We start from the raw sequence: 21,508 nt of genomic DNA, 5'->3' as shown, positions 1-21,508 counted from the left end.
CGAAACATCTTCGCCTCCGCTGTTTTCGGCTAGGGTATGCACAAATGTCGCTCGACGTCTCCACCCACGATAATGCCTTGTAATCACTTTCTTTCTCCTCCCCACTTGTTGGGGAGGGGGACCATGAGCGAAGTGGCGCGCAGCGACATGGTGGTGGGGTATCTTTGCATACGCGGATACAGTCAAGGCGCTGAAAGTAAAGAAAGAAACCCCACCACCGCACCTTTCTCGCTTCGCCCTGCGGGCTTCACTCGTTCGACTTGCGCTTGCCGAGATATATCTCGGCGGCGCTCCTCCCTTTTCCTCCCCGACGAGCGGGGAGGAAAAGGGAGGAGCGACTTGCGATGGCTTGTGTGCGTCGCCTAGCTGTTTACGGGGGAGCGGGGCGCCCCGTGGCGTGGCATCGAGCGAAGCAAGATGACGGAAGAGGCAATTCCACTGACGGTAAAGCCCCTGCCACCGCTTCCTTGCGTTTCGGGCGCAATTCGCTCTCGCTAACCCCCTCTCCGTAAATGGGGCGGGCGATGCCACCTAATCTCATTCCGCTCTCAGGGCCCAATCAGGCGGCCAGTTGCATGATCTGCATCTGGCTGAACTTGGCTTCGTTCAGCCGGACCCCGATCGTGTCGGTACCGACCCAGGCCACGCGGCCGTCCAATTCGACGTCGTCATCCATGATCAGGGTCAGTTCGTCGTCAACACGGGCGTCGGCTATCCCTCCCAACCGGGCGCCGGTTTCGGACACGTCCAGCAATCGGACGCCCGCATAGAGCCGTCCCTTGAACTTGACGTCGATCTTTTCGGTTGAGGCGTAGCGCGCCGACATCCGCTTATCGATCATTTCTTCCAGCAGGATAGACAGTTCCGCCTGCATGTCCGTGGAGGTCTGCGACATATCCGCCGAGATCTGCCGCATGGTGTCGGCCGATTTTTCTGTCTTTCGGGTGGCTTCGGGCAAGCGGTAGATGATGCCCACGGCGTCCTTGTTGTCGGCCGCGGCCTGTTGCAGCGTCGACCGTATTTCCTGGGTTTCCAGGCTTTGCTGTTGCACGGATTGTGCGACCGAAGCCGACGACTGCGAAACATGCTCCAGAAGGGCGTGCATCTGGGCGATCGAGTCCGCCATGGTACAGGCGGCGGCGCTGACGCTGTTGATCTGATCTTCGATCTCGTGCGTCGCCTTGGCGGTTTGCCCGGCCAATGACTTGACCTCACCGGCCACCACGGCAAAGCCGCGTCCGGCCTCGCCGGCCCGTGCGGCTTCGATGGTTGCATTCAAAGCCAGCAGGTTGGTCTGCTGGGCGATGTCGTGAATAAGCTTCGAGGCGTCGCCGATGCGCCCGACCACCTGCATCAGACTGTCGGCAACCTGCTGGGATTTCTGGATTTCCAGATTGACCTCAGCGGAAAGGTCGGCGCTGCGCCGGCTGCTGTGCTCGATCTCGGCAAAGGCCATCGACACCCGACCCATGCTTTCGGAGACGCGCGTGACGTCTTCGGCGGCGGTCGCCAGCTTCTGCACCGCGGCCGACAGCTCTTCCCGCGTCGAACGGGCGGTGACGCTGACATCGTCGGTGGTTTCGCTGATGGAGGCGGACAGGATCTGAATGGCGTCGATCACGTCGGTAATGGAGTTCTTGACGCGGACGCTGAGACTGTTGATCCGCTCCTTCTCTTTGACGATCAGACTGTTGCGCTTCACATCGCTGCTGGCGTCTGCCATCTTTTCGATCACCTTGCTGCGAAAATAGACCAGAGCCTTGCCGACTTCGCCGATTTCGTCCTGACGCCGCGATTCCGGAATTTCGGCATTGATATCGTGGTCGGCCAGATCGCGCAGATTGCCAGTAATGGCGCGGATGGCGCCCATGACCGAGCGCGACAACCACAGGGCCATGAAGATGGCGACGATCGACGCGGCCCCGGCGATGCCCAGAAGGCCAAAGAGGCGGGTCTCCAGACGATGGACCCGTTGCTCAAGCCGGCCCTTCAGTTGCGCCGCGGTCGCGGTGGACAGGATTTTCGCCTGACCCAGATACGCGTCGTACGCCGTCATAAGTGCGGTGACGTCGCTTTCGGCGATGGCCTGGGTGGCATCCAGCTGATCCACGGCCTGATTGGCCAGGCTATCGAAGGCTTCGGCCGCCGCCTTGTAGGCGCTGGTCTTGGCGCCAAGCGCCTCTTTGAGTTCGGGCGCCTGGTCCATAGATTTTTCCAGTGACGTGACCTGACCGCGCCATCCGGTCTGGAACTTGCCCAGTTCCAGAACCAGTTGCCGCCGCGTCGCGCCGGGAACCGTCGCATCGACCGACCGCAGCACAGACAGGAACTCGCTGACATCGCGGTTGGCCTGGGGCGCTTTGAACGACATCGCGTCCATCAGATAATAGGTGTCGAGGTCGGGATCGAGTGTCAGGTTGGAGGCGTCGGCTATCGCGGTGATGACCTCGAGCGCCTTGTCACGGGCAACGGTCGAGCCGCCGCTGGACGCGCCTTCGAAGGCCTCAACCGCGGCGGGAACCATAGCCTTGGCCGCTGTGATGTCACGGGCGGGCGGCTCAGCGGCCTGGCCGGTGGCCGATTGTTTGGCCAGGGCATCGAAGGTCGGCAGAACCGACAGATGCGCCGCGACGCCGTCAATTTCGCGGGAGCTGAACCGGATTTCGCGTTGCGCCTGATCCAGGAAAAGCCAGGACATAAGGGTAATGGGAACGAAGAAGACGCCAACCATAAACAAGAGCTTTTGGCGGATGGTGAGTCGCATAGTCAATGACATGCTGGAACCTCAGGCGACCTTGGGGAAATATGAACAAAGTAACTATTTGGTATAGGAAGGGGTGGAATAGTTAACCGCAATTTAAAGGCGAAAAAGATTTCGCGCATTGGGCGAAAATAATTTCCGCCTTCGGAAGGTCTGTCACGCCTTGTCTGCCGGGTCATGTGGCCCTTTTCAGCAATTCCTCATAACCGCCTCATGCCGCTCACCGGCGAAGCATGTAACCCCGAAGGCTCTGACAACCTTATGGGGGACTGCATGCGTATCCTGATCGTGAACCCGCCGCATCCGGCCATCGGCAGCCGCATACCCGACGACCACCTGCCACCGCTGGGGCTGCTGTCGAATGGAGGCCCTCTGATCGATGATGGCCACGACGTCACCCTGCTGGATGCCGAATTCGGCCCCATGCCGCTGGATGAGATCTGCCGCAACATCGCCGCCCATGCCCCGGACCTGCTGCTGCTGGGCCATTCCGGCTCGACCTCGGCCCACCCGATCGCGGGCAAGATTGCCGCCGGCGCCAAAGCTCGCCTGCCCAACCTCAAAGTCATCTATGGCGGCGTCTTCCCGACCTACCATTGGCAGGACATCCTGCGCGACGAACCTCAGTTCGACTACATCGTCTGCGGCGAAGGCGAGGAAACCTGCCGCGACCTGGTCCGCGCCTTGGCCTCCGACACCGACCTCGCCACCGTCAAAGGCATCGCCTTCCGCCGCGACGGCACCCCGCACAAGACGCCGTCGCGTGAGATGCTGGCCGACCTTGACGCCTGGCGCATCGGCTGGGAGCTGATCGACTTCGCCCGCTATTCCTACTGGGGCGGCAAACGCGCCGTGGTGGTCCAGTTCTCGCGCGGCTGCCCTCATCCCTGCAACTACTGCGGCCAGCGCGGCTTCTGGACCCAGTGGCGTCACCGCAACCCGGAACGCTTCGCCGCCGAAATCGCCCGGCTGCACCGCGACCACGGCGTGGAGGTGTTCAACTTCGCCGACGAAAACCCGACCTCGTCGAAGAAGATGTGGAAACGGTTCCTCGAAGCCCTGATTGCCGAAAAGGTCTCGGTCACCCTGGTCGGTTCAACGCGGGCCGACGACATCGTGCGCGACCGCGACCACCTGCACCTCTACAAACAGGCCGGGGTCGAACGCTTTCTGATGGGTATGGAAAACACCGACGAAGCGGTGCTCAGCAAGATCCGCAAGGGCGGATCGACCACCACGGACCGCGAAGCCATCCGGCTGATGCGGCAACATGGCATGCTGTCCATGGCGACCTGGGTGGTGGGCTTCGAGGAAGAAACCGACCGGGATTACTGGCGGCAACTGCGCCAGCTCCTGGCCTATGATCCGGACCAGATCCAAAGCGTCTATGTCACGCCCCACCGCTGGACGCCGTTTTTCGGCCTGGCCAAGGGGCGGGAGGTCATCCAGACCGACCAGAGCAAGTGGGACTATAAGCACCAGGTCCTGGCCACGCGCCATGTGCCGCCGTGGCGCGTCTTTGTGTGGGTCAAGGCCATCGAGGTCATTATGCAGACGCGGCCGAAAGCCTTGTGGCGCCTGCTCACCTTTCGCGACCCGAAGCTGCGCCATGCCCAGCGCTGGTACTACCAGATGGGCCGGCGGGTGTGGTTTCACGAACTGTTCGGCTTTCTGTTTCGCGACAAGCGGCTGAAGCAGGGGCCGAGCGTCGAAGCCTTCTGGGGCGAGAGCCTGGAGGCGCATGAGGAGGCCTTGGCGAAGCCGGTGAGGATGACGCGGCTTATTTCGGAAGGCCGGCGCTCAGCACCACAAGTCCCAGCCCAATAAGCCCGGCACCGAAGAGCGCGAGAGCCGCGACGACGGCCAGCCGCGATCCGAACCGTCCGGAGACGGCAGGCCGCTGGATGCCGGTTTCTCCGGCGGCGATCCAGTGATCCTCGATGGCGCGCAGATCGAACTCGTACTGGACTTCCAGCCTTTGCAGCCGCCAGGCGATAAAGGCCATGAGCAGGGTAGCCATGCCCAGCGCCGCACCGGCCGCACCCAGCAGCGGCGTGCTCAGGTTCAGTCCGCGCAGCAGGAACGCCACCGCGATCAGGCAGGCAATATGAAACGCGATGCTCTGCCAGAAGGCTCGGCCGAAGTGGAGCCGGCGATCGTTGAGGGTGGCATATTGGGTTTGGAGTGGCTGAGTCATGGCGCGAATTTCCGTATTCGATAAGGTGTCACCGAATTCTAAGAATTCTTAGAATTCTCATTCTCAAGGTCCCTGCCGTGACAAAAAAGCGACCTTGCATCAATCTTGAATTTCTGGTTGCAATCGCGAGGGAAGGTCCTCGCATGATTCACATTTTCTTTTCGGATACGCTTACGCGCGATGCTGTCGACGGCGATATCATTCGCTGCGACGACGGGCGAATCCGCCTCACTGACACTGACGCTCCCGAGATAGGTGTCTTCGGTGATGCTAAGGCCAGCCGAAAAAGCTTGAAGCAAGTGCTGCGGCGCCAACCGTTGACTATCGAGCGAATCGGATCAGATCGGTATGTACGGACGTTGGCGCTAGTTTCAGCCCTGGGCGCCGAAATGCAATGCTGGGAAGGAAGTGCCCGCAGAACACGATCTATGGAGCAGTGGGGTAATGGTCGTAGGCTTGATCCTGATGAAGACGGGACGGCGTGCTACGGATGAAAAGGGGATCTGGAAGCGAGTCTAGGCAAAGGATCAGGTCGAAGAGGGCCGAAAAGCGCAATCGTAAGCATCATTATTACGCCAACCGCTTGTACGTAAGGGTCGTCGAGTCCGGGCTTTCCGACAAAGTGGGAGAAATTGCCGCCAAATACGGGACCGAAGTCAACGTGCAGTATGGGCACGTATCAATTTCTGCACCGGAAGTTCTTGATTTACAAGAAGCTGGTGAGGCCACCATTGGATTTCTCCAGACCATACGCGAAGTTGTGCAGCTTTCTCCACCGACCATTGGTGTAACAATGCAGCACATCCGCCGCATGTCTCCGACGTGTGCGCTTCTCTTTGCGAGTGAAATGGACCGAATGAAACGTATCCACGGAGGTAGGCACACGATACCCGCCGACGGTTTTTGGGATCCCGGAATCAAGCGGATGTTGAATGAGATCGGTGTTTTCGAGCTGGTCGGCGTAGATAATATGCCGGAGCCTCAAACGCCGATAACTGCAGAACGTTACATATCAATTCGAAGCGCAGACATTGTCGACATGGAACGAGCGTTACGTAGCCTTATGACGGAAGTAGCGGCCATTGCAACCTTTGTAAAAGCAACGCCCAAACTCTACGGCGCCATCAGCGAGGCGATTACAAACGTTCGGCAATGGGCTTACAAAGACATACAATATCAGGTTCCAAAGCAAGTGTTTGATAGATGGTGGTTCTTGGCGTCTTATAATGAGGACAAAAAGCGCTTCTCGATATTGGTTTTTGACCATGGTCAAGGCATACCAGCGACTCTACGTCGCCTCGGATGGGAAGTGCTAAAGAATTTTTTACATTCTTCACTCTTCAGTGATGCTGACGCGATCGAAGCCGCATTTAAGAACCCTCGGTCTGCTACGGGTGAAAAAAATCGCGGTAAAGGACTTCGCGAAATGCGAAACCTTTTGGACAAATTTAGCAAGGGAACTCTGAGGGTTGTTAGCGGAAAGGGCGAATATTTCTACGATTGCGAAAATGGCGGAGTTGAGAAACGCCTTTACAAACACGATATAGGCGGGACATTGGTTGCATGGGAAATCTATGAGTCTGATGGCTGAAATGGTCGAAAAAGTAATCGACATTGGCAACGATTTTTCGCCCTTCCCGGGCGGCCGTATTCGCTTGGATGGGCCCAAGAGCGGAGAGGAATTCAGAGAAGATTTTCTTGTTCCGGCGCTCAGAGAATCAGAAAAAGTAAGTATCATAATTGATTCAGCCTTTGGATACGGTTCTTCATTCTTGGAGGAGTGTTTTGGCGGGTTGATCAGATATGCAGGCTATTCGTTCGCCGAACTTAAATCTCGTTTGGCGCTGATTCAGACCAACCCTGGCTATGAATATTATGTAAAGGATATTTGGACTTATATTGAGGATGCAGACCGCGAGCGACGCAAGACTGCATGAATGATGCGACATTAGCAGCGATTGTGGGGGGACTTGCGGGCTCTGCGTCCAGTGTACTGGTAACTCTGTTCCAAAATAGTTGGGTCGAGGCGAGGAAGCGGCGTGCGGACCAATACAATAAGCAAATCGATGAAATCGTTGCCCTCTTGATCAAGGTTAATGACCTTTCTTTAAAGTATTGGTCAAGTTCTGTATATTTGCCGTATGAGGGTGCGGCAATATTATCTTCTCGTACCGAACTTTACAGCCTGATTTCCGCTGCCCACCGCGAACAATTGCAAATTTTTAGCGAGCAAGTTTTCATCAATCACATTAACGCGTTTTATTCTTCAATCACCGGTTCTGGGTTTGGTTCACCAGTTCGCCACGCTGCCGACGCCACTGTATTGACTAACGCCAGAGCACATTTCGCCAACTGTAGAGCATATGCCGCATCTTGCAGATACCGCTGGTCGGTATTGCACATCGTACCGTTTCTCGGAATCAAGTAAGCAGCCCGGGGATTCTGGTGATATCGATATCAAACACGGCACTTCGCGATGCAATCAGCCTTTGACCCAGCCGCTTTCATGATCTCGTCCCAGCGTTGCTAGGGTAAAGATTGGGGAACCAGCGTTCGACCACATCCGTCGGGAAGGCCAGGCGAAGAGTCGCGCGGTGGGATGCCGCTGTCAGCATGCCTTTTTCCAGCAAGGCTGCGGTGACTTTTCGGGCGCCGCGTTCTTCGTAGCCGGTCAAGGCCGGAATCTTAGACCGCTCTACTTCTCCGGACAGAACGGCTTCGCGCAGAACGGCGAAGCTGCCGCGCAGAAGCCGCTTGGCGCGAATTTCCTCTTCGACATGGATTTCCATCCGGGTCAGAAGCGAGTCCGGTTCCAGCAGGCCTTTCATAAACCGGATCTGATCGATCGCCGTATCGAGGAAGAATTTGCAGAAATCGACCAGGCCCTGCTGGGTCAGGTTGCCCCGTCCATCGCGATCGCCTTGACGCGGAGAATCCGCCCAATCCAGCAGTCTTTTGTATTGGCCTTCCTGCCGCGCCAGCCCACGGGCGACGGACCACAGACTGGTGCCAATGCCGAGACGTTTCAGCAAAGCGTGAGACATAAGGCGGGCCACCCGGCCGTTTCCATCCAGGAACGGGTGTATCCACAGAAAGCGATGGTGTACCGCGCCGACGGTCTGGATCTGGCGCAACCGGTTGAGCGGCGCCGCGCCGTAAGCCTTTTCGAAACGCGCCATAAAGCGCGGCAGGTCGTCCGGTTCCGGCGGGACGTGGCGTCCGACCTGAACATCATGGGTCCGCCATTGCCCTGGGACGACCTCCAGCCGTTCGCCGGTGTCCTTATTCGTCACCCACAGCATCTCCGTCGGCAGCCGTTCACAGAACGCCTGGTGCAACCATGACGCATAGACGGCCGAAGCCGGCCAGATATCCGGGTCATCGCCGGCGTCGATCAGGCCCTGGACATAGATATGCGCAACGGCTTCCTGTTGCAGTTCCCGCCGCTTTGGTTCCGTCGAAAAGTCGTTGGCCAGCGCTCGATCGATATCGCGCGGATGGGTGTCGTGACCTTCGATCAGGTTGGAGTAATAACAGTTCATCGATCGGACCAGCGTTCCGATGGAGTCGCGCAAAATCGGATGCACCTTGCCGGCAAGCTGATTGGCTTCGGCGATGAGGTCGACAACCTCGTCTTCAAGCGCCCGGACGGCCTCTTCCGGCACCATGGGTTCCATATAGGATATATCCATAAGCCTATTGTGCCGGTTACTGTGCCGGTTGTCTAACAAATAATAGATCATAATATCAATTAGATATGTCTCAAGATCGCTTAAAATAGGCGCATGTTGTGCCGGTTCCTGTGCCGGATCGAAAAGATCAAATTCAATAACATTCACACGCGAGAGAGTGAGTGTTGACAAGCCCCCAAATCCGGCGCATGTTGAGCCTAACAGCCCGGCGTGAATGATCGGCGCTGATGGGAGATAACGCATGAAGGGACTTCTTTTGCGGACGGCCTGCGCCGCCGCCCTGGCCGCCAGCGTGGCCATCGCTTCACCCGCCTTAAGCCAGGACGCGCCGGCTGACGATGCCGCCGCCGCCAACGACGACAATGCCGTCGTCATCACCTCGACCCGTCGCGCCGTAAAGGCCCAGGACGTGCCGATCTCGGTCACCAGCTTTTCGCAAAAGGACCTGACCGCCAAGGGCATAGTCGGCTTCGAAGGCCTGGGTCGCGAGACCCCCGGCGTGGTGCTGAACCGCCCCAGCGCCAATTTCAACTACTTCACCGCCCGCGGCGTGGCGACCAATTCCGGCTATGGCGCCGGTCTGCAAAGCGCGGTCGCCATCTATATCGACGAACAGCCGATCAATGCCAACGGCAACACCACCAATATCGACCCAAACCTGTTCGATGTCGAAAGAGTCGAGTTTCTGCGCGGACCGCAAGGCACCCTCTTCGGCTCAGGCTCGCTGGCCGGCGCGCTGCGCATTATCACCAAGGCGCCGAACCTGAGCGAATTCGAAGCCTCGGTGCTGGGCGACGTCGCCGTGCGCGGCAACGGGTCCTGGCGTCAGCGCTACAACGCCATGGTCAATGTCCCCCTGGTCGACGGCAAGCTGGCCCTGCGCGCCGTGCTGTTCCACCGCGATGAGGACGGCTACATCACCAATATCGGCACGGGGACCGAAAAGGCCAATTCGCTGATCGATACCGGCGGCCGCGTCAGCTTGATGTGGAAGCCGACCGAGCGCCTGTCGATCCGCGCCACCGCCTCGCACGAGAACAGCAATCCGCAGGATTCCGGCATGACCAGCCCGAACCTGGGCAAGTACGTCAAGATCTCGGACAAGCCCGACCTGTTCACCGGAAAATTCACCTCTTACAATGTCACCGTCGACTATCAGTTCGACGGCGCCAAGTTCATGAGCTCCAGCAACTATTCGAACTTCGACCAGAAGTTCGTGGTCGACCTGGCTGGCACGTTTGGCGGCGCCATTCCGTTCGGCCTGGACGCCTATGGCTATCGCCGCACCGTCGTCCAGGAAGCGCGCCTGGTCTCCGATCCGGGCGGAAAATTCGACTGGGTTCTGGGCGGCTTCTACCTGGAACGCCGGCAATATCTCGAATATTTCCTGCGTTCGCGCCAGGACTTCCTGACCACCTACAACATCCGTAATACCGAGGGTGAATATTACCTGATGGATTACAGCCACGCAGATTCCAAGGAAACGGCCATCTATGGCGACCTGACCTATCGCTTCTCGGACAAACTATGGGTGTCAGGCGGCCTGCGCTACGGCAGCCTGTCGGCCCAGGGCTTTACCGATGCCGGCGGTTTCTCTGCGCCCAACTACTACACCTACGCGTTTTATGGCGCGGCCGGCTATGTCTTCCCAGGCAATACCGGCTACCTCAACCGCGTCGCCACCCCGACCGCGACCGGCCGCGAAGCCAAGGGCGAAAAGCCGTCCTATCGCCTCAGCCTGTCCTATAAGCCCCATGACAATCTGACCACCTATGCGGCGGTGTCGACGGGCTTCCGCACACCGGTGATCAACGCCCTGGCCGGCCGGGTCAGCCTGACCGATCCGAACGACCTGATCATTCCCGACGGCGCCGATTCCGACGACCTGACCAACTACGAGTTGGGGGCCAAGGGCCGCTGGTTCGGCGGCAAGCTGGGTGGCAGCCTGGCGCTCTACCGGATCGACTGGCGCAACATCCAGGTCCAGGCCAACCGCGTCTCCGACGGTGTCCAGTTCGCCACCAATATCGGCGGCGCCACCAGCCAGGGCCTGGAATGGGAGCTGCATGCGTATCCCAGACGCGGCCTTGTCATCGGGCTGAACGGCTCTGTCAATAAGTCCGAAGTCGACAAGCTGACCGCCCAGGAAGCCGCCTATTCCGGCGCCGTTTTGGGAACGCCCTTGTCGAGCCCGAAATTCCAGGGAACGGCCTATGTCAACTATGCCTGGGACCTGACGCCCAAGGCCCGCGCCAACTGGTCGCTGGCCATCTCCCACGTCGGTGAATTCCCCAACACCTTCCCCAACACCCCGGGCAAGCCGACCGTGCCCATGCCGACCTTCGACTATACCGACGCCTACACCCTGGTGAACACCACCCTGGCCATCGCCATGGATAACTATACCGTCGGCTTCTATGTCGAAAACCTGACCAACAGCGACTCCGTGGTCTATGTCCACCCGGAAACCTTCTTCACCAGCCGCTATGCCCGCCTGACGCCGCGGACGGTGGGTGTGCGTCTGGTGGCGGACTTCTGACCATGGAGATGAGTCCCCAAACGACGAAACCGGCCGGCTATGCCTGGTTCGTGCTGTTCGTCCTGTTCCTGGTCTATGTCCTGAACTTCCTGGATCGTCAGCTTTTGTCCATACTGGCCAAGCCGATCCAGGACGAGCTGGGCGTGAGCGACGGGCAGTTGGGGATGATTTCCGGCCTCTATTTCGCGGTCTTCTACTGCTTTATCTCCATCCCGGTCGGCTGGCTGGCCGACCGGACCAACCGCACCAAGGTGGTCGCTCTGGCCTGCGGCCTGTGGAGCGCTGCCACCGTCGCCTGCGGTCTGTCGGCCAACTATCCGCAATTGGTCGCCGCCCGCATGTCGGTGGGGGTAGGGGAGGCCGGCGGGGTGCCGCCGTCCTACGCCATCATCTCGGACTATTTCGCGTCGCGCAGCCGTGGCCTTGCCTTTGGCCTGTTTAACCTGGGGCCGCCAGTCGGTCAGGCTTTGGGTGTGGCCTTTGGCGCCTCGATTGCCGCCGCCTATAGCTGGCGCTACGCCTTTATCGTGCTGGGCATCGTTGGCATCGTCATGGCCCTGGTCGTGTTTCTCACCGTGCGCGAACCCAAGCGTGGCGGCCTCGATAAGGTTACGGTTGCCCCGACGGAAAAGGCCGGCTTCTGGCCGACCCTGCGGATGTTCTTCTCGCGCCCGGTCCTGGTGCTGACGGCCCTGGCCTGCGGCGCGGTCCAGTTCGTCACCTACGCTTCGCTCAACTTCACCACCCTGTTGCTGATGCGCGAAAAAGACATGGCCCTGCCCGATGTCGCCGTCTGGTATGCCCTGGTCGTCGGGCTCGGCATGAGCGCCAGCATGATCATCTCCGGCCGGCTGGTCGACACCTTTGCCCCGCGCGCCAAGTCGGCCTATGCCTGGATCCCGGCCATCGGCCTGCTGTGCGCCATTCCGCCGTTCATCGGCTTCGTCCACGCGCCCGACTGGCAGACCGCCATCCTGTTCCTGATCGGGCCGATGGTCTTCAACTACTTCTATCTGTCCCCCGCCGTCGCCCTGGTCCAGGAAGCCGTCGCCCCGCACCAACGCGTCATGTCCGGTGCCCTGCTGCTGCTGGTCATGAACCTGATCGGCCTGGGGCTGGGGCCGACCTATCTTGGCGCCGCTTCCGACTGGCTGCGCGCCGTCTCGCCCGATCATTCGCTGCAACTGGCTTTTTACACGCTGGTGCCCTTCTATGTGCTGGCCGCCGTCCTGTTCATGGTCCTGGCCGGATCTTTGCGCAAACACGGCCTGACTCCTACCGGTGAACCGTCATGATCAAGTTCCTCCTCCCTGCGCTTGCCCTGTTCTTCGCCCCGGCCGCGTTCGCCGAGCCTGTGGTCAAGGCGCCGGTTGTTAAGTCTTTGGCTGGCCCCGTCAAAGGCATCACCGAAGACGGCCTGAACATCTATCGCGGCCTGCCCTATGCCCAGGCGCCCATCGGTTGGCGCCGTTGGAAGGCCCCGGTCGCCGCAAAGCCGTGGAAGACCGTCCGCGATGCGTCGCAGTTCGGCCCGGCCTGCTATCAGCCCAAGCCGCGTGTGGCCAGCATCTATGCCAACCCGCCCGAGCGCATGAGCGAAGACTGCCTGAGCCTGAACGTCTGGGCGCCGGAAAATGCCAAGAACGCCCCCGTCATGGTGTGGATTCACGGCGGCTCTCTGACCGGCGGCTACAGCCATGAAGCCATGTATGACGGCGCCGCCCTGGCCAAACAGGGCATTGTGGTCGTGTCGATCAACTACCGCCTGGGCGTCTTGGGCTACCTGGCTCATCCGCAGCTGAGCTCGGAATCGCCCTACAACATCTCGGGCAATTACGGCCTGATGGACCAGATCGAGGCCCTGCGCTGGGTCCAGCGCAACATTGCAGCCTTCGGCGGCGACGCCGGCAATGTCACCATCGCCGGGGAATCGGCCGGTGGCTTGAGCGTCATGTACCTGCTGGCCTCACCGCCGGCGAGTGGCCTGTTCCACAAGGCGATCCTGCAAAGCGCCTATATGATTTCGACGCCGGAACTGAAGGCCAAGCGCTACGGTTCCGAACCCGCCGAAGCCATCGGGGTGTGGCTGCAATCGCAACTGGGCGCCAAGGATCTGGCCGCCCTGCGCGGTATGGACGCCGAAACCCTGACCAACCAAGCCCCCACCAAGGGCTACCTGCCGTTCGGCACCGTCGACGGCCGTGTCCTGCCGCGTCAGCTGGTCGAGGTCTTCGATCGCGGCGAACAGGCGCCGGTGCCGATCCTGGTCGGCTTCAACAGCGGCGAGATCCGCTCGCTGCGCTTCCTGGCGCCGCCGGCCCCGGCGACCGAAGCCGACTACATCGCCGCCGTGAAAGAACGTTACGGCGAGCTGGCCGAGGCCTTCCTGGCGCAATACCCGTCGTCCAACATCCCCGAAAGCCTGCTCGCCACCACCCGCGACGCCCTCTATGGCTGGACCGCTGAACGTCTGGCGCTCAAAACGACGACGGCCGGTCAATCGGCGTATCTCTACTATTTCGACCGCGGGTATCCCGCCGCCGAAGCGGCAGGCCTTCACGCCTTCCACGCCAGCGAAATTCCTTATGTCTTCGGCACCCACGCCACGACGCCGGCCCTGTGGCCCAAGGTCGTCCTGACACCGGAAGAAGCCGCCTTTTCCGATGCCGTGATGGGCTATTGGGCATCGTTCGTGCGCGATGGCGTCCCCTCGGCCGCCGGCCAACCGGCCTGGAACGCTTACGGCGCCGACAAATCCTATATGGCCTTCGAAGCGACACCCGTCGCCAGGACCCATCTGCTGCCCGGCATGTACGAACTGAACGAAGAGGTGGTGTGCCGCCGCCGCGCCCGTGGTGACACGGCGTGGAACTGGAATGTCGGCGTCGTCTCTCCACCCTTGCCCGAAAAGGCGGGATGCTGATGCTCGACGGTTCCATGCAGGCGTACCCGCTGACGCTCGATCAGTTCCTGACGCACGCCGCCAAGTGGCATCCCCGCGCCGAAGTCGTCACCGCCCGTGACGGCGGCCGCACCGACCGTATCGGCTATGCCGGGCTGCACGACCGCAGCCGGCGTATCTCAACCGTCCTGGCCGGGCTGGGCGTGGGACTGGGCGCCAAGGTTGCCACCCTGGCCTGGAACAGCCAGGCCCATGTCGAGGTCTGGTACGCCATCATGGGCATGGGCGCGGTATGCCATACCCTGAACCCGCGTCTGACGGCGACGCAACTGGCCGCCATGGTCGAACAGTCCGGCGCCAGCATCGCCATCATCAGCGCCGACCTGATGCCGTTGGCCCGCCAGGTGGCGGCCCGCGTGCCGGGCTTGCAACGCCTTTTGGTCATTGATGGTCCGGCCGAGGCCGGCCATTCGTTCGAGGCCATGATCACCGCCACGCCCGACCACCATCCCTGGGGCGGGTTTGACGAAACCGCGCCGTCGGGGCTGTGTTTTACCTCGGGCACGACCGGCGCACCCAAGGGCGTCACCTACACCCATCGCTCCAGCTTCCTGCACACCCTGCGCCTGTTGCAAACCGATGTCATGGCGTTATCCGGCCGCGACAACGTCCTGACGGTCGTGCCGATGTTCCACGCCAGCGCCTGGGGCCTGCCCTTCGCTGTCCCGGCCGTGGGCGGGAAACTGGTCCTGCCCGGTCGCCATTCCGACGGCGCCAGTCTGGCACGCCTGATCCGCCAGGAAGATGTCACGGTGGCCGTCGGCGTGCCGACGGTATGGCTGGGCCTGGTCGAACACCTGGAAGCCGAAGGCGGCGACCTCCCCAGCCTGAAACGCATCATCATGGGCGGCGCGCCCCTGGCTCCGGCCCTGATGGAACGCGTACAGGATCGCCTGGGCGTCATCGTCCAGACCAGTTGGGGCATGACCGAGCTGTCACCGTCGGGCACGGTGGCGGCACCTGGCGATCCGGGCCAGGCGGCCCTGTCCGGCCGTCCTGCCATCGGGGTCGACCTGCTGATCACCGATGCCGAAGGCCGCGCCCTGCCGCAACAACGCGGTGTCGATGGCCATCTGCGGGTGCGCGGCGCTGCGGTGATCGAACGCTATTTCGGCCACGACCACTGCGCCACGGATGCCGATGGCTGGTTCGCTACCGGCGACCTGGCGCGCATCGATGACGACGGCCATCTGATGATCACCGGCCGCGCCAAGGACCTGATCAAGTCGGGCGGAGAATGGATCAATCCGGCCGAAATCGAAGCCGTGGTCGGCGCCCTGCCCGAAGTTTCGCTGGCGGCGGTCATCGGCCGTTCCGACCCGAAATGGGGTGAACGCCCGGTCCTGCTGGTCGAGATGCGCGACGACCAGGCCCTGACCGACGAAGCCCTTCTGGCGCCGCTGAAAGGCCGTGTGGCAAGCTGGTGGATCCCCGACGAAGTCGTCCGTGTACCGAACATGCCTCTGGCATCTACCGGTAAGATCGATAAGATACGCCTGCGAAGCGAGTATGGCCTAGTGGAGCGAATTTGACGTTTGAATCCGACTCGCCGCTACGCTTGTTCAAACGTCAAATTCAAAGCTCCACTTCAGTCATAAAGTGGCTAGTGGTCTTTCGATTCCAACATTTGCCCGGCGTAAGCGGAAAGCGCGAAGCAAATGTTGGAATCGGACCACTAGCGGTCATGACTTGACCTTGGCCCGGCAAAGGCGGAAAAGTGAAGCGTGCCAGAAGATATCAAACCCAAACGCCGCAGTACCAAGGCTGAACAACGCGCCGATATGATCGAGCAGATCCTCGACGCGGCCGAACACCTGTTTTCCAAACACGGCCTGTATGGCGTGACGCTCAAGGATGTCGCCCAACGGGTAGGGGTGCACCACACCCTGCTGAACTACTATTTCGAGGACAAGAAGAAGCTGTTCGACGCCGTGTTTGCGCGCCGGGCTTCGGTGACCAGCGAACGGCGGATGACGGCGCTTGACGAATACGATACCGCCACCAACGGCAAGCCGACTATCGAAGGGGCGCTGCACGCCTTTCTGGATACCGACCTCGACCTCTATATCGAGGGCGGAGAGAGCTGGAAGAACTATGCCGCCCTGGGCGCTCAGGTCGCCAACACCCCGGAATGGGGCGCGGAACTGATGGACAAGCATTTCGATCCGGTGGTGCTGCGCCTGATCGGGTTGCTAAAAAAGGCCCTTCCCGACTGCGCCGAAGAGGACATTTTCTGGGGCTATCACTTTGTGACGGGTGCGCTGCTGCTGACCCTGGCGCGGACCGGCCGCATCGACAAGCTGTCGGGAGGACTGTGTAAATCCGACGACTTCGTGGCGGTGAAAAAGCGCATGGCAGCCTTTATGGCGGCGGGATTCCTGGCCATCTGCCAGAAGCGATAGAGGCCGGCACATCCCTGCCAGACTACGAAATAAACACTCGCTCTCTTGTGAGTGAATAAAAAATGATATAGACTTTCAGTGGTTGGATAAAATCTTTCTTCTCCCTCCCTGCTTGCGGGGAGGGGGGTGAGCGAAGAGCGAATTGCGCTCGAAGCGCAAGGAAGCCGTGGGTGGGGCTTACTGTCAGTGGAATAGCCCCTTCCGTCTCATGGCTACGCCATGATCCACCTCCCCCGTAAACAGGGGAGGAGGACGTAAGCGGAGTCACAGAATATTCGGAGGATAATGCATGTTGCTTCAAGGACGCGTGGCCATTGTGACCGGCTCGGGCGGAGGATTGGGCCGGGCCCATGCCCTATATCTGGCCGGGCAGGGCGCCAAGGTAGTCGTCAACGACCTCACCCAGGCTGCCGCAGACGCGGTCGCCGCCGAAATCACCGCCGCCGGTGGCGAGGCCATCGCCATTGCCGCTTCGGTCACCGACGAAGCCGCCATCGCGTCCCTGGTCGATCAAGCCATGGACTGTTGGGGCCGTATCGACATTCTGGTCAACAATGCCGGCATTCTGCGCGACAAGAGCTTCTCCAAGATGACCCTGGACGATTTCCGCCTGGTGCTGGACGTGCACGTCATGGGCGCCGTCATCTGCACCAAGGCCGTCTGGGACATCATGCGCGCGCAGCGCTATGGCCGCATTGTCATGACCACCTCGTCGTCGGGTCTGTACGGCAATTTCGGCCAGGCCAACTATGCCGCGGCCAAGATGGGCGTGGTCGGGCTGATGCAGACCCTGGCCATCGAAGGCGAAAAATACAACATCCGGGTCAATGCCCTGGCGCCCTCAGCCGCCACGCAGATGACGCGCGCCGTCCTGTCTGCCGCCAGCCTGGACCTGCTCGATCCGTCCCGCGTCAGCCCGGCCCTGCTGCCTCTGGTCCGCGACGAAGCCCCCACCCGCGCCATTGTCTGCGCCGGCGCCGGCCATTTCGCTCGCGCCGAAATCACCCTGTCGCAGGGCCGGTTTATCGGCGCAGCCAACGATGCCGGCGAACAGGCCATCGCCCAATGGGACGGCATTTCCGACCGCGGTGGCGACTTCGTCCCAGCCTACGGCTTCTTCCAGGCCGAACGCGAAGTCTTGAGCGCCGGCCTGACCTCCGCCGATGAGGTGATGGCGAAATGAACCGAGAAGCCGTCATCGTCGCCACCGCCCGCACCCCGATCGGGCGGGCTTATCGCGGCGCGTTCAACCTGACCCCCTCGCCCACCCTGGCCGCCCATGCCTTGACGGCCGCGGTGGCGCGCGCCGGCATCGACGCCGCGCAGATCGAGGACTGTATCCTGGGCTGCTCTCTGCCGCAGGGCTCCCAACAGACCATCGGCCGGATGGCGGCGCTTAGGGCCGGCTTCCCGGTCGACGTCCCCGGCATGACGCTCGACCGGCAATGTTCATCGGGCCTGATGACCATCGCCACGGCAGCCAAGCAGGTCATTGTCGACCGCATGGATATCGTCGTCGCCGGCGGGGTCGAATCCATCTCCCAGGTCCAGACGCCAGCCCTGCGCATCGATGCCGACCCAGCTTTGGCCGCGATGCAGGCCGACGCCTACATGCCGATGCTGGAAACGGCCGAAATCGTCGCCGCGCGTTACGGCATAACCCGAGAGGCCTGCGACGCCTATGCCCTGGAATCGCAGCAACGCACCGCCGCGGCGCAGACCTCCGGCCGTTTCGATGCCGAGATCGTGCCGATGACCGCCACCATGCAGGTCACCGACAAGACGACCGGCAAAACCAGCCAACGCGAAATCACCCTGAGCCGCGATGAAGGTGCCCGCGCTGATACGACCGCCGAAGGCCTGGCCGCTCTGAAAACCGCCCTCCCTGGCGGAACGGTCACCGCCGGCAATGCCAGCCAATTATCCGACGGCGCCTCGGCCTGCGTGGTCATGGAGGCCAGCCTGGCCGAGCGCCGGGGTTTACACCCGTTAGGCCGCTATGTCGGCATGGCAGTGGCGGGCACCAAGCCCGACGAGATGGGCATCGGCCCGGTCTTCGCCATTCCGCGCCTGCTGCAAAAGTTCGGCGTGTCGATGGACGATATTGGCCTGTGGGAGTTGAACGAAGCCTTCGCTGTCCAGGTTATCTATTGCCGCGACCGGTTGGGCATTCCGGCGGAACAGTTGAACGTCAATGGCGGCGCGATTTCGATCGGCCATCCCTACGGCATGTCGGGTGCGCGCATGGTCGGCCACGCCCTCATCGAAGGCCGCCGCCGCGGTGTCCGCTATGTCGTCGTCACCATGTGCGTCGGCGGCGGCATGGGCGCGGCCGGCCTGTTTGAGGTCTTCCCGTGAGCCTGCCGCCGCTACCCTCGTTCCGGCTGGACGGCAAAACCGCCCTGGTCACCGGAGCGGGGCGCGGCATCGGCGCTTCGGCGGCGGCGATCTTTGCCCAGGCGGGCGCCAAGGTCACCCTGTGCGCCCGGTCCGCCGACGAGGTCGAGGCCGTGGCGACCGAGATCCGCGCGGCCGGTTTCGAAGCCGAGGCTTTCGCGCTCGATGTCGGCGATATTCCACGCATGCAGACGGAGATCGCGGCGCGTGGACCGTTCGACATCCTGTTGAACAATGCCGGCACCAACCGCATTCGTCCGATCACGGACATTACCGAAGACGACTACGGCGCCGTGCTGGACCTGAACCTGAAGGCGGCCTTGTTCGTGGCCCAGGCCGTGGCAAACGGCCTGATCGCCGCCGGTCGTCCGGGCTCGATCATCAATGTCTCGTCCCAGATGGGCCATGTCGGTGGCGCTGGACGCTGTCTCTACAGCGCTTCGAAATGGGGGCTGGAAGGCCTGACGCGCTGTATGGCCATCGACCTGGCAACCCAGGGCATCCGGGTCAATACGATCTGCCCCACCTTTATTGATACGGCCCTGACGCGGCCGATCCTGGACACGCCGGGCACGCGCGATTTTGTGCTGAGCCGGATAAAGCTCGGGCGTCTCGGCCGCATGGATGAACTGAGTGGCGCACTTTTGCTGCTGGCGTCGGACGCTTCGACCCTGATGACAGGCAGTTCGGTCATGGTCGACGGCGGCTGGACGGCGGGTTAGGCCACTCGATCCCACGGCATCAGCAGGGTTGGCGCATTGACATGGCGGCGGTGGCGGAACCGCACCTCAGCGCCGCAACCCGGAGCCAGGTCCAGGCTCACCTGATTGGCGCCCAGCGTCGTCTCCACCCCGCCAACCGCCATACCAGTAAACTGATGCTCGCCATAACCGCCGGCCTGGACGACAACCGTCCGTGTACGGAACGGATGGGTATTGACCAGAGTCACTGTCGTCGCTTCATCCGACAAGGCGCTGACCAGAGCCGCGACGTCCTCAGGAATGCCGGCCCGTTTGCGTACCGGATCGAAGTAGCGCAGCCGGGCATACAACAGTGCGCCGCCTTGGGCGGGTGATGTCTTCGACCACGGCGGCCGCGCGATGTGAATGGCGCCGCACATCAAATGCAGCAACGGCGTGACCGTCGCCGGATTATACTTCAACAGGGCATCGGCCAGCCGCGTCTCGCGCGTGGTTGTGTCCTTGCTCAGCACATCCATTCTTCTGCGCACGGCCTCCAGCGTGTCGCGGAAAGCTGCCGCCGGATAACCGGGATTGCGCCCTTGCAGGTAGTTGACCCACGGATGATCGCTGTCAGCGCGGGCCAGATCGGTCGCCCGCATCGACATGTACCAGATGTCCAGACCGTTCGTTCGGTAAAGGCCGGGCTTATAGCTGTACCAGCCCTTGGGGCCGTACATGGTCGGGGTCTGGACCACGCCATCCACCGTGCGCGCTTGGGCATTGATGGCGTCGGTCTGGTCGCGCCAAACCTGAAGGTATTTGTCGTCGCCGGTCAGCGCATAGGCGTTCAAAAAAGCGACGATGGCACGCGGGACGCGGTTGCGGTCTTCGCGCTTGCCAGTGGTCGGGTCGATCGGCGAAAAGCCCCAGCCATAGACATTGCCGTACCACTGCTTTTTGCGGCCGCCGATCCGTCCCTTCAGGTCGACGAAGCTGGGCAAGACATTGCCATTGGCCTTTGCCCGCTGGATCCAGGCATCGAGATAGTTGGTGATCCAGTCGCGGTACCTGCGCTCGCCGGCGATCATGTAGGCGTTCATCACCAGGCCGGTCGCCTGAAGGTTCAGCGGGCTGTCGCCAACGACATCGGTATAGTCGACATAGTGATCCAGGGTTTCCTGATAGGTCGATTCGCCGTGCTCCATGAAGAAGCCCGACGGATCGAACGGATCGCCGGCCCAGTCCAAGGCGGTCGCCTTGCGCAACATCGGCCCCTTGGAACCGTTGATCATCGACCGGATCAGCTTGCGCTTGCGGTCATAGTTTGGCGCATGCCTGTCCTCGCCGGTATAAAATCCGGCAAAGCGGCGAGCGCGGTCCTGAAACTTCGCGTCGTGCGGGTCGGACAGTCCCATGATGTTGAACACCGACAGCCCTTCCGACAGGTGCTGCCAGTCGTTCATCACCGGGAATTCGCGATGATACATGCCGTCCCGCGCGATCGGCGTCTCGACGGTTCGCGCCTCGGTATATTGCTTGAGATGGCCTTCCCAGGCGCGTTTGTACAGCTCCAGCACGCGGTCGGACCCGCCCAGGGCATGCAGGTGTGGCCAGTCATTGCAGTTCTCGATGGCATCGTCCGGCCCGTCATTGGCGCCCCAGCGTTCGAAACACTGGAAATAGCCACGGTCGTCGAAATACTTGCCGTAAAACGCCTCGACGGCTTCGCTTTGTACCCGCAGGGCCTCGCGCTGCAGCAGCGCCCAGTCGGGCGGCGGCATCGGGGTATCGATGACGACGGCGGAAGCGCGGGCCGGCAGGGCGACGGCAGCGGCGCAGGCGCTGAGCAGCAGGGCGCGACGGTGGATCATGGCG

16 protein-coding genes are annotated in these 21,508 nt (G+C 61.5%); 12 read left to right on the top strand and 4 right to left on the bottom strand.

The genetic code is table 11. From position 1 onward, the window contains the following. Window positions 1-559: 559 nt before the first annotated feature. Complete coding sequence (locus ABI_RS01395) at window positions 560-2,776, bottom strand: methyl-accepting chemotaxis protein (protein WP_083811359.1); 2,217 nt, start codon at window positions 2,774-2,776, stop codon at window positions 560-562. A gap of 258 nt (window positions 2,777-3,034) precedes the next feature. Between ABI_RS01395 and bchE the strand changes: the two genes are divergently transcribed. Then, the gene (bchE, locus tag ABI_RS01390) at window positions 3,035-4,588 is read left to right on the top strand and encodes a magnesium-protoporphyrin IX monomethyl ester anaerobic oxidative cyclase (RefSeq protein ID WP_006271014.1); all 1,554 of its coding nucleotides are present in this window, start codon (window positions 3,035-3,037) and stop codon (window positions 4,586-4,588) included. Here bchE and ABI_RS01385 read toward each other — a convergent pair. Continuing rightward, a complete protein-coding gene (locus ABI_RS01385) occupies window positions 4,542-4,958 on the bottom strand; it encodes a hypothetical protein (RefSeq protein ID WP_006271013.1) in 417 nt (138 codons plus the stop codon). The genes bchE and ABI_RS01385 overlap by 47 nt on opposite strands. 622 nt (window positions 4,959-5,580) lie before the next feature. Here ABI_RS01385 and ABI_RS01375 point away from each other — a divergent pair. Genes ABI_RS01375 through ABI_RS24820 form a run of 3 tightly spaced genes read left to right on the top strand, consistent with a single transcriptional unit; the run spans window position 5,581 to window position 7,386 of the window. Further along, the gene (locus ABI_RS01375; RefSeq protein ID WP_211211107.1) at window positions 5,581-6,549 is read left to right on the top strand and encodes a hypothetical protein; all 969 of its coding nucleotides are present in this window, start codon (window positions 5,581-5,583) and stop codon (window positions 6,547-6,549) included. Continuing rightward, complete coding sequence (locus ABI_RS01370; RefSeq protein ID WP_083811358.1) at window positions 6,533-6,895, top strand: STAS-like domain-containing protein; 363 nt, start codon at window positions 6,533-6,535, stop codon at window positions 6,893-6,895. The genes ABI_RS01375 and ABI_RS01370 overlap by 17 nt, the downstream gene beginning before the upstream one ends. Further along, the gene (locus ABI_RS24820) at window positions 6,892-7,386 is read left to right on the top strand and encodes a hypothetical protein (protein ID WP_157138668.1); all 495 of its coding nucleotides are present in this window, start codon (window positions 6,892-6,894) and stop codon (window positions 7,384-7,386) included. Before ABI_RS01370 ends, ABI_RS24820 begins: the two co-directional genes overlap by 4 nt. Before the next feature lie 76 nt (window positions 7,387-7,462). Here the strand turns inward: ABI_RS24820 and ABI_RS01365 are convergent, their stop codons facing one another. Next, on the bottom strand, window positions 7,463-8,650 hold the full coding sequence (locus ABI_RS01365) for a Fic family protein (RefSeq protein WP_211211106.1): 1,188 nt from the start codon (window positions 8,648-8,650) through the stop codon (window positions 7,463-7,465). Window positions 8,651-8,891: 241 nt separating this feature from the next. Here ABI_RS01365 and ABI_RS01360 point away from each other — a divergent pair, with 241 nt between their 5' ends. From ABI_RS01360 to ABI_RS01325, 8 genes are all read left to right on the top strand, one after another. Beyond that, a complete protein-coding gene (locus ABI_RS01360; RefSeq protein ID WP_006271008.1) occupies window positions 8,892-11,189 on the top strand; it encodes a TonB-dependent receptor in 2,298 nt (765 codons plus the stop codon). Between the two features lie 2 nt (window positions 11,190-11,191). Beyond that, on the top strand, window positions 11,192-12,484 hold the full coding sequence (locus tag ABI_RS01355) for a spinster family MFS transporter (RefSeq protein ID WP_006271007.1): 1,293 nt from the start codon (window positions 11,192-11,194) through the stop codon (window positions 12,482-12,484). Beyond that, the gene (locus ABI_RS01350; RefSeq protein WP_006271006.1) at window positions 12,481-14,112 is read left to right on the top strand and encodes a carboxylesterase/lipase family protein; all 1,632 of its coding nucleotides are present in this window, start codon (window positions 12,481-12,483) and stop codon (window positions 14,110-14,112) included. The genes ABI_RS01355 and ABI_RS01350 overlap by 4 nt, the downstream gene beginning before the upstream one ends. Continuing rightward, entirely contained in the window at window positions 14,112-15,683 is a 1,572-nt protein-coding gene (locus ABI_RS01345) for an AMP-binding protein (RefSeq protein WP_006271005.1), read from the top strand. The genes ABI_RS01350 and ABI_RS01345 overlap by 1 nt, the downstream gene beginning before the upstream one ends. A 192-nt stretch (window positions 15,684-15,875) precedes the next feature. Further along, on the top strand, window positions 15,876-16,553 hold the full coding sequence (locus ABI_RS01340; protein WP_006271004.1) for a TetR/AcrR family transcriptional regulator: 678 nt from the start codon (window positions 15,876-15,878) through the stop codon (window positions 16,551-16,553). A gap of 289 nt (window positions 16,554-16,842) precedes the next feature. Beyond that, window positions 16,843-17,736: an SDR family NAD(P)-dependent oxidoreductase gene (locus ABI_RS01335; RefSeq protein ID WP_006271003.1), complete on the top strand. Its 894-nt coding sequence runs from the start codon at window positions 16,843-16,845 to the stop codon at window positions 17,734-17,736. Further along, a complete protein-coding gene (locus tag ABI_RS01330; protein WP_006271002.1) occupies window positions 17,733-18,911 on the top strand; it encodes an acetyl-CoA C-acyltransferase in 1,179 nt (392 codons plus the stop codon). Before ABI_RS01335 ends, ABI_RS01330 begins: the two co-directional genes overlap by 4 nt. Next, window positions 18,908-19,672 (top strand): SDR family NAD(P)-dependent oxidoreductase, encoded by a 765-nt coding sequence (locus tag ABI_RS01325; RefSeq protein WP_006271001.1) that lies wholly within the window; start codon window positions 18,908-18,910, stop codon window positions 19,670-19,672. The genes ABI_RS01330 and ABI_RS01325 overlap by 4 nt, the downstream gene beginning before the upstream one ends. Here the strand turns inward: ABI_RS01325 and ABI_RS01320 are convergent. After that, complete coding sequence (locus ABI_RS01320; RefSeq protein WP_006271000.1) at window positions 19,669-21,504, bottom strand: DUF8034 domain-containing protein; 1,836 nt, start codon at window positions 21,502-21,504, stop codon at window positions 19,669-19,671. The two genes, ABI_RS01325 and ABI_RS01320, sit on opposite strands and share 4 nt — an antisense overlap. Between the last annotated feature and the right edge of the window lie 4 nt (window positions 21,505-21,508).

The sequence above is a fragment of the Asticcacaulis biprosthecium C19 genome, assembly GCF_000204015.1.
Lineage (GTDB): Bacteria > Pseudomonadota > Alphaproteobacteria > Caulobacterales > Caulobacteraceae > Asticcacaulis > Asticcacaulis biprosthecius.
Note: the sequence above shows the minus strand (reverse complement) of the source record. Positions and strands in the feature narration are given on the sequence as shown.

Bases quoted from the DNA above. Each gene is read 5' to 3' on its own strand.
- ABI_RS01395 (WP_083811359.1), bottom strand. From the start codon at position 2,776: ATGTCATTGACTATGCGACTCACCATCCGCCAAAAGCTCTTGTTTATG.
- bchE (WP_006271014.1), top strand. From the start codon at position 3,035: ATGCGTATCCTGATCGTGAACCCGCCGCATCCGGCCATCGGCAGCCGC.
- ABI_RS01385 (WP_006271013.1), bottom strand. From the start codon at position 4,958: ATGACTCAGCCACTCCAAACCCAATATGCCACCCTCAACGATCGCCGG.
- ABI_RS01370 (WP_083811358.1), top strand. From the start codon at position 6,533: ATGAGTCTGATGGCTGAAATGGTCGAAAAAGTAATCGACATTGGCAAC.
- ABI_RS24820 (WP_157138668.1), top strand. From the start codon at position 6,892: ATGAATGATGCGACATTAGCAGCGATTGTGGGGGGACTTGCGGGCTCT.
- ABI_RS01365 (WP_211211106.1), bottom strand. From the start codon at position 8,650: ATGGATATATCCTATATGGAACCCATGGTGCCGGAAGAGGCCGTCCGG.
- ABI_RS01360 (WP_006271008.1), top strand. From the start codon at position 8,892: ATGAAGGGACTTCTTTTGCGGACGGCCTGCGCCGCCGCCCTGGCCGCC.
- ABI_RS01355 (WP_006271007.1), top strand. From the start codon at position 11,192: ATGGAGATGAGTCCCCAAACGACGAAACCGGCCGGCTATGCCTGGTTC.
- ABI_RS01350 (WP_006271006.1), top strand. From the start codon at position 12,481: ATGATCAAGTTCCTCCTCCCTGCGCTTGCCCTGTTCTTCGCCCCGGCC.
- ABI_RS01345 (WP_006271005.1), top strand. From the start codon at position 14,112: ATGCTCGACGGTTCCATGCAGGCGTACCCGCTGACGCTCGATCAGTTC.
- ABI_RS01335 (WP_006271003.1), top strand. From the start codon at position 16,843: ATGTTGCTTCAAGGACGCGTGGCCATTGTGACCGGCTCGGGCGGAGGA.
- ABI_RS01330 (WP_006271002.1), top strand. From the start codon at position 17,733: ATGAACCGAGAAGCCGTCATCGTCGCCACCGCCCGCACCCCGATCGGG.
- ABI_RS01320 (WP_006271000.1), bottom strand. From the start codon at position 21,504: ATGATCCACCGTCGCGCCCTGCTGCTCAGCGCCTGCGCCGCTGCCGTC.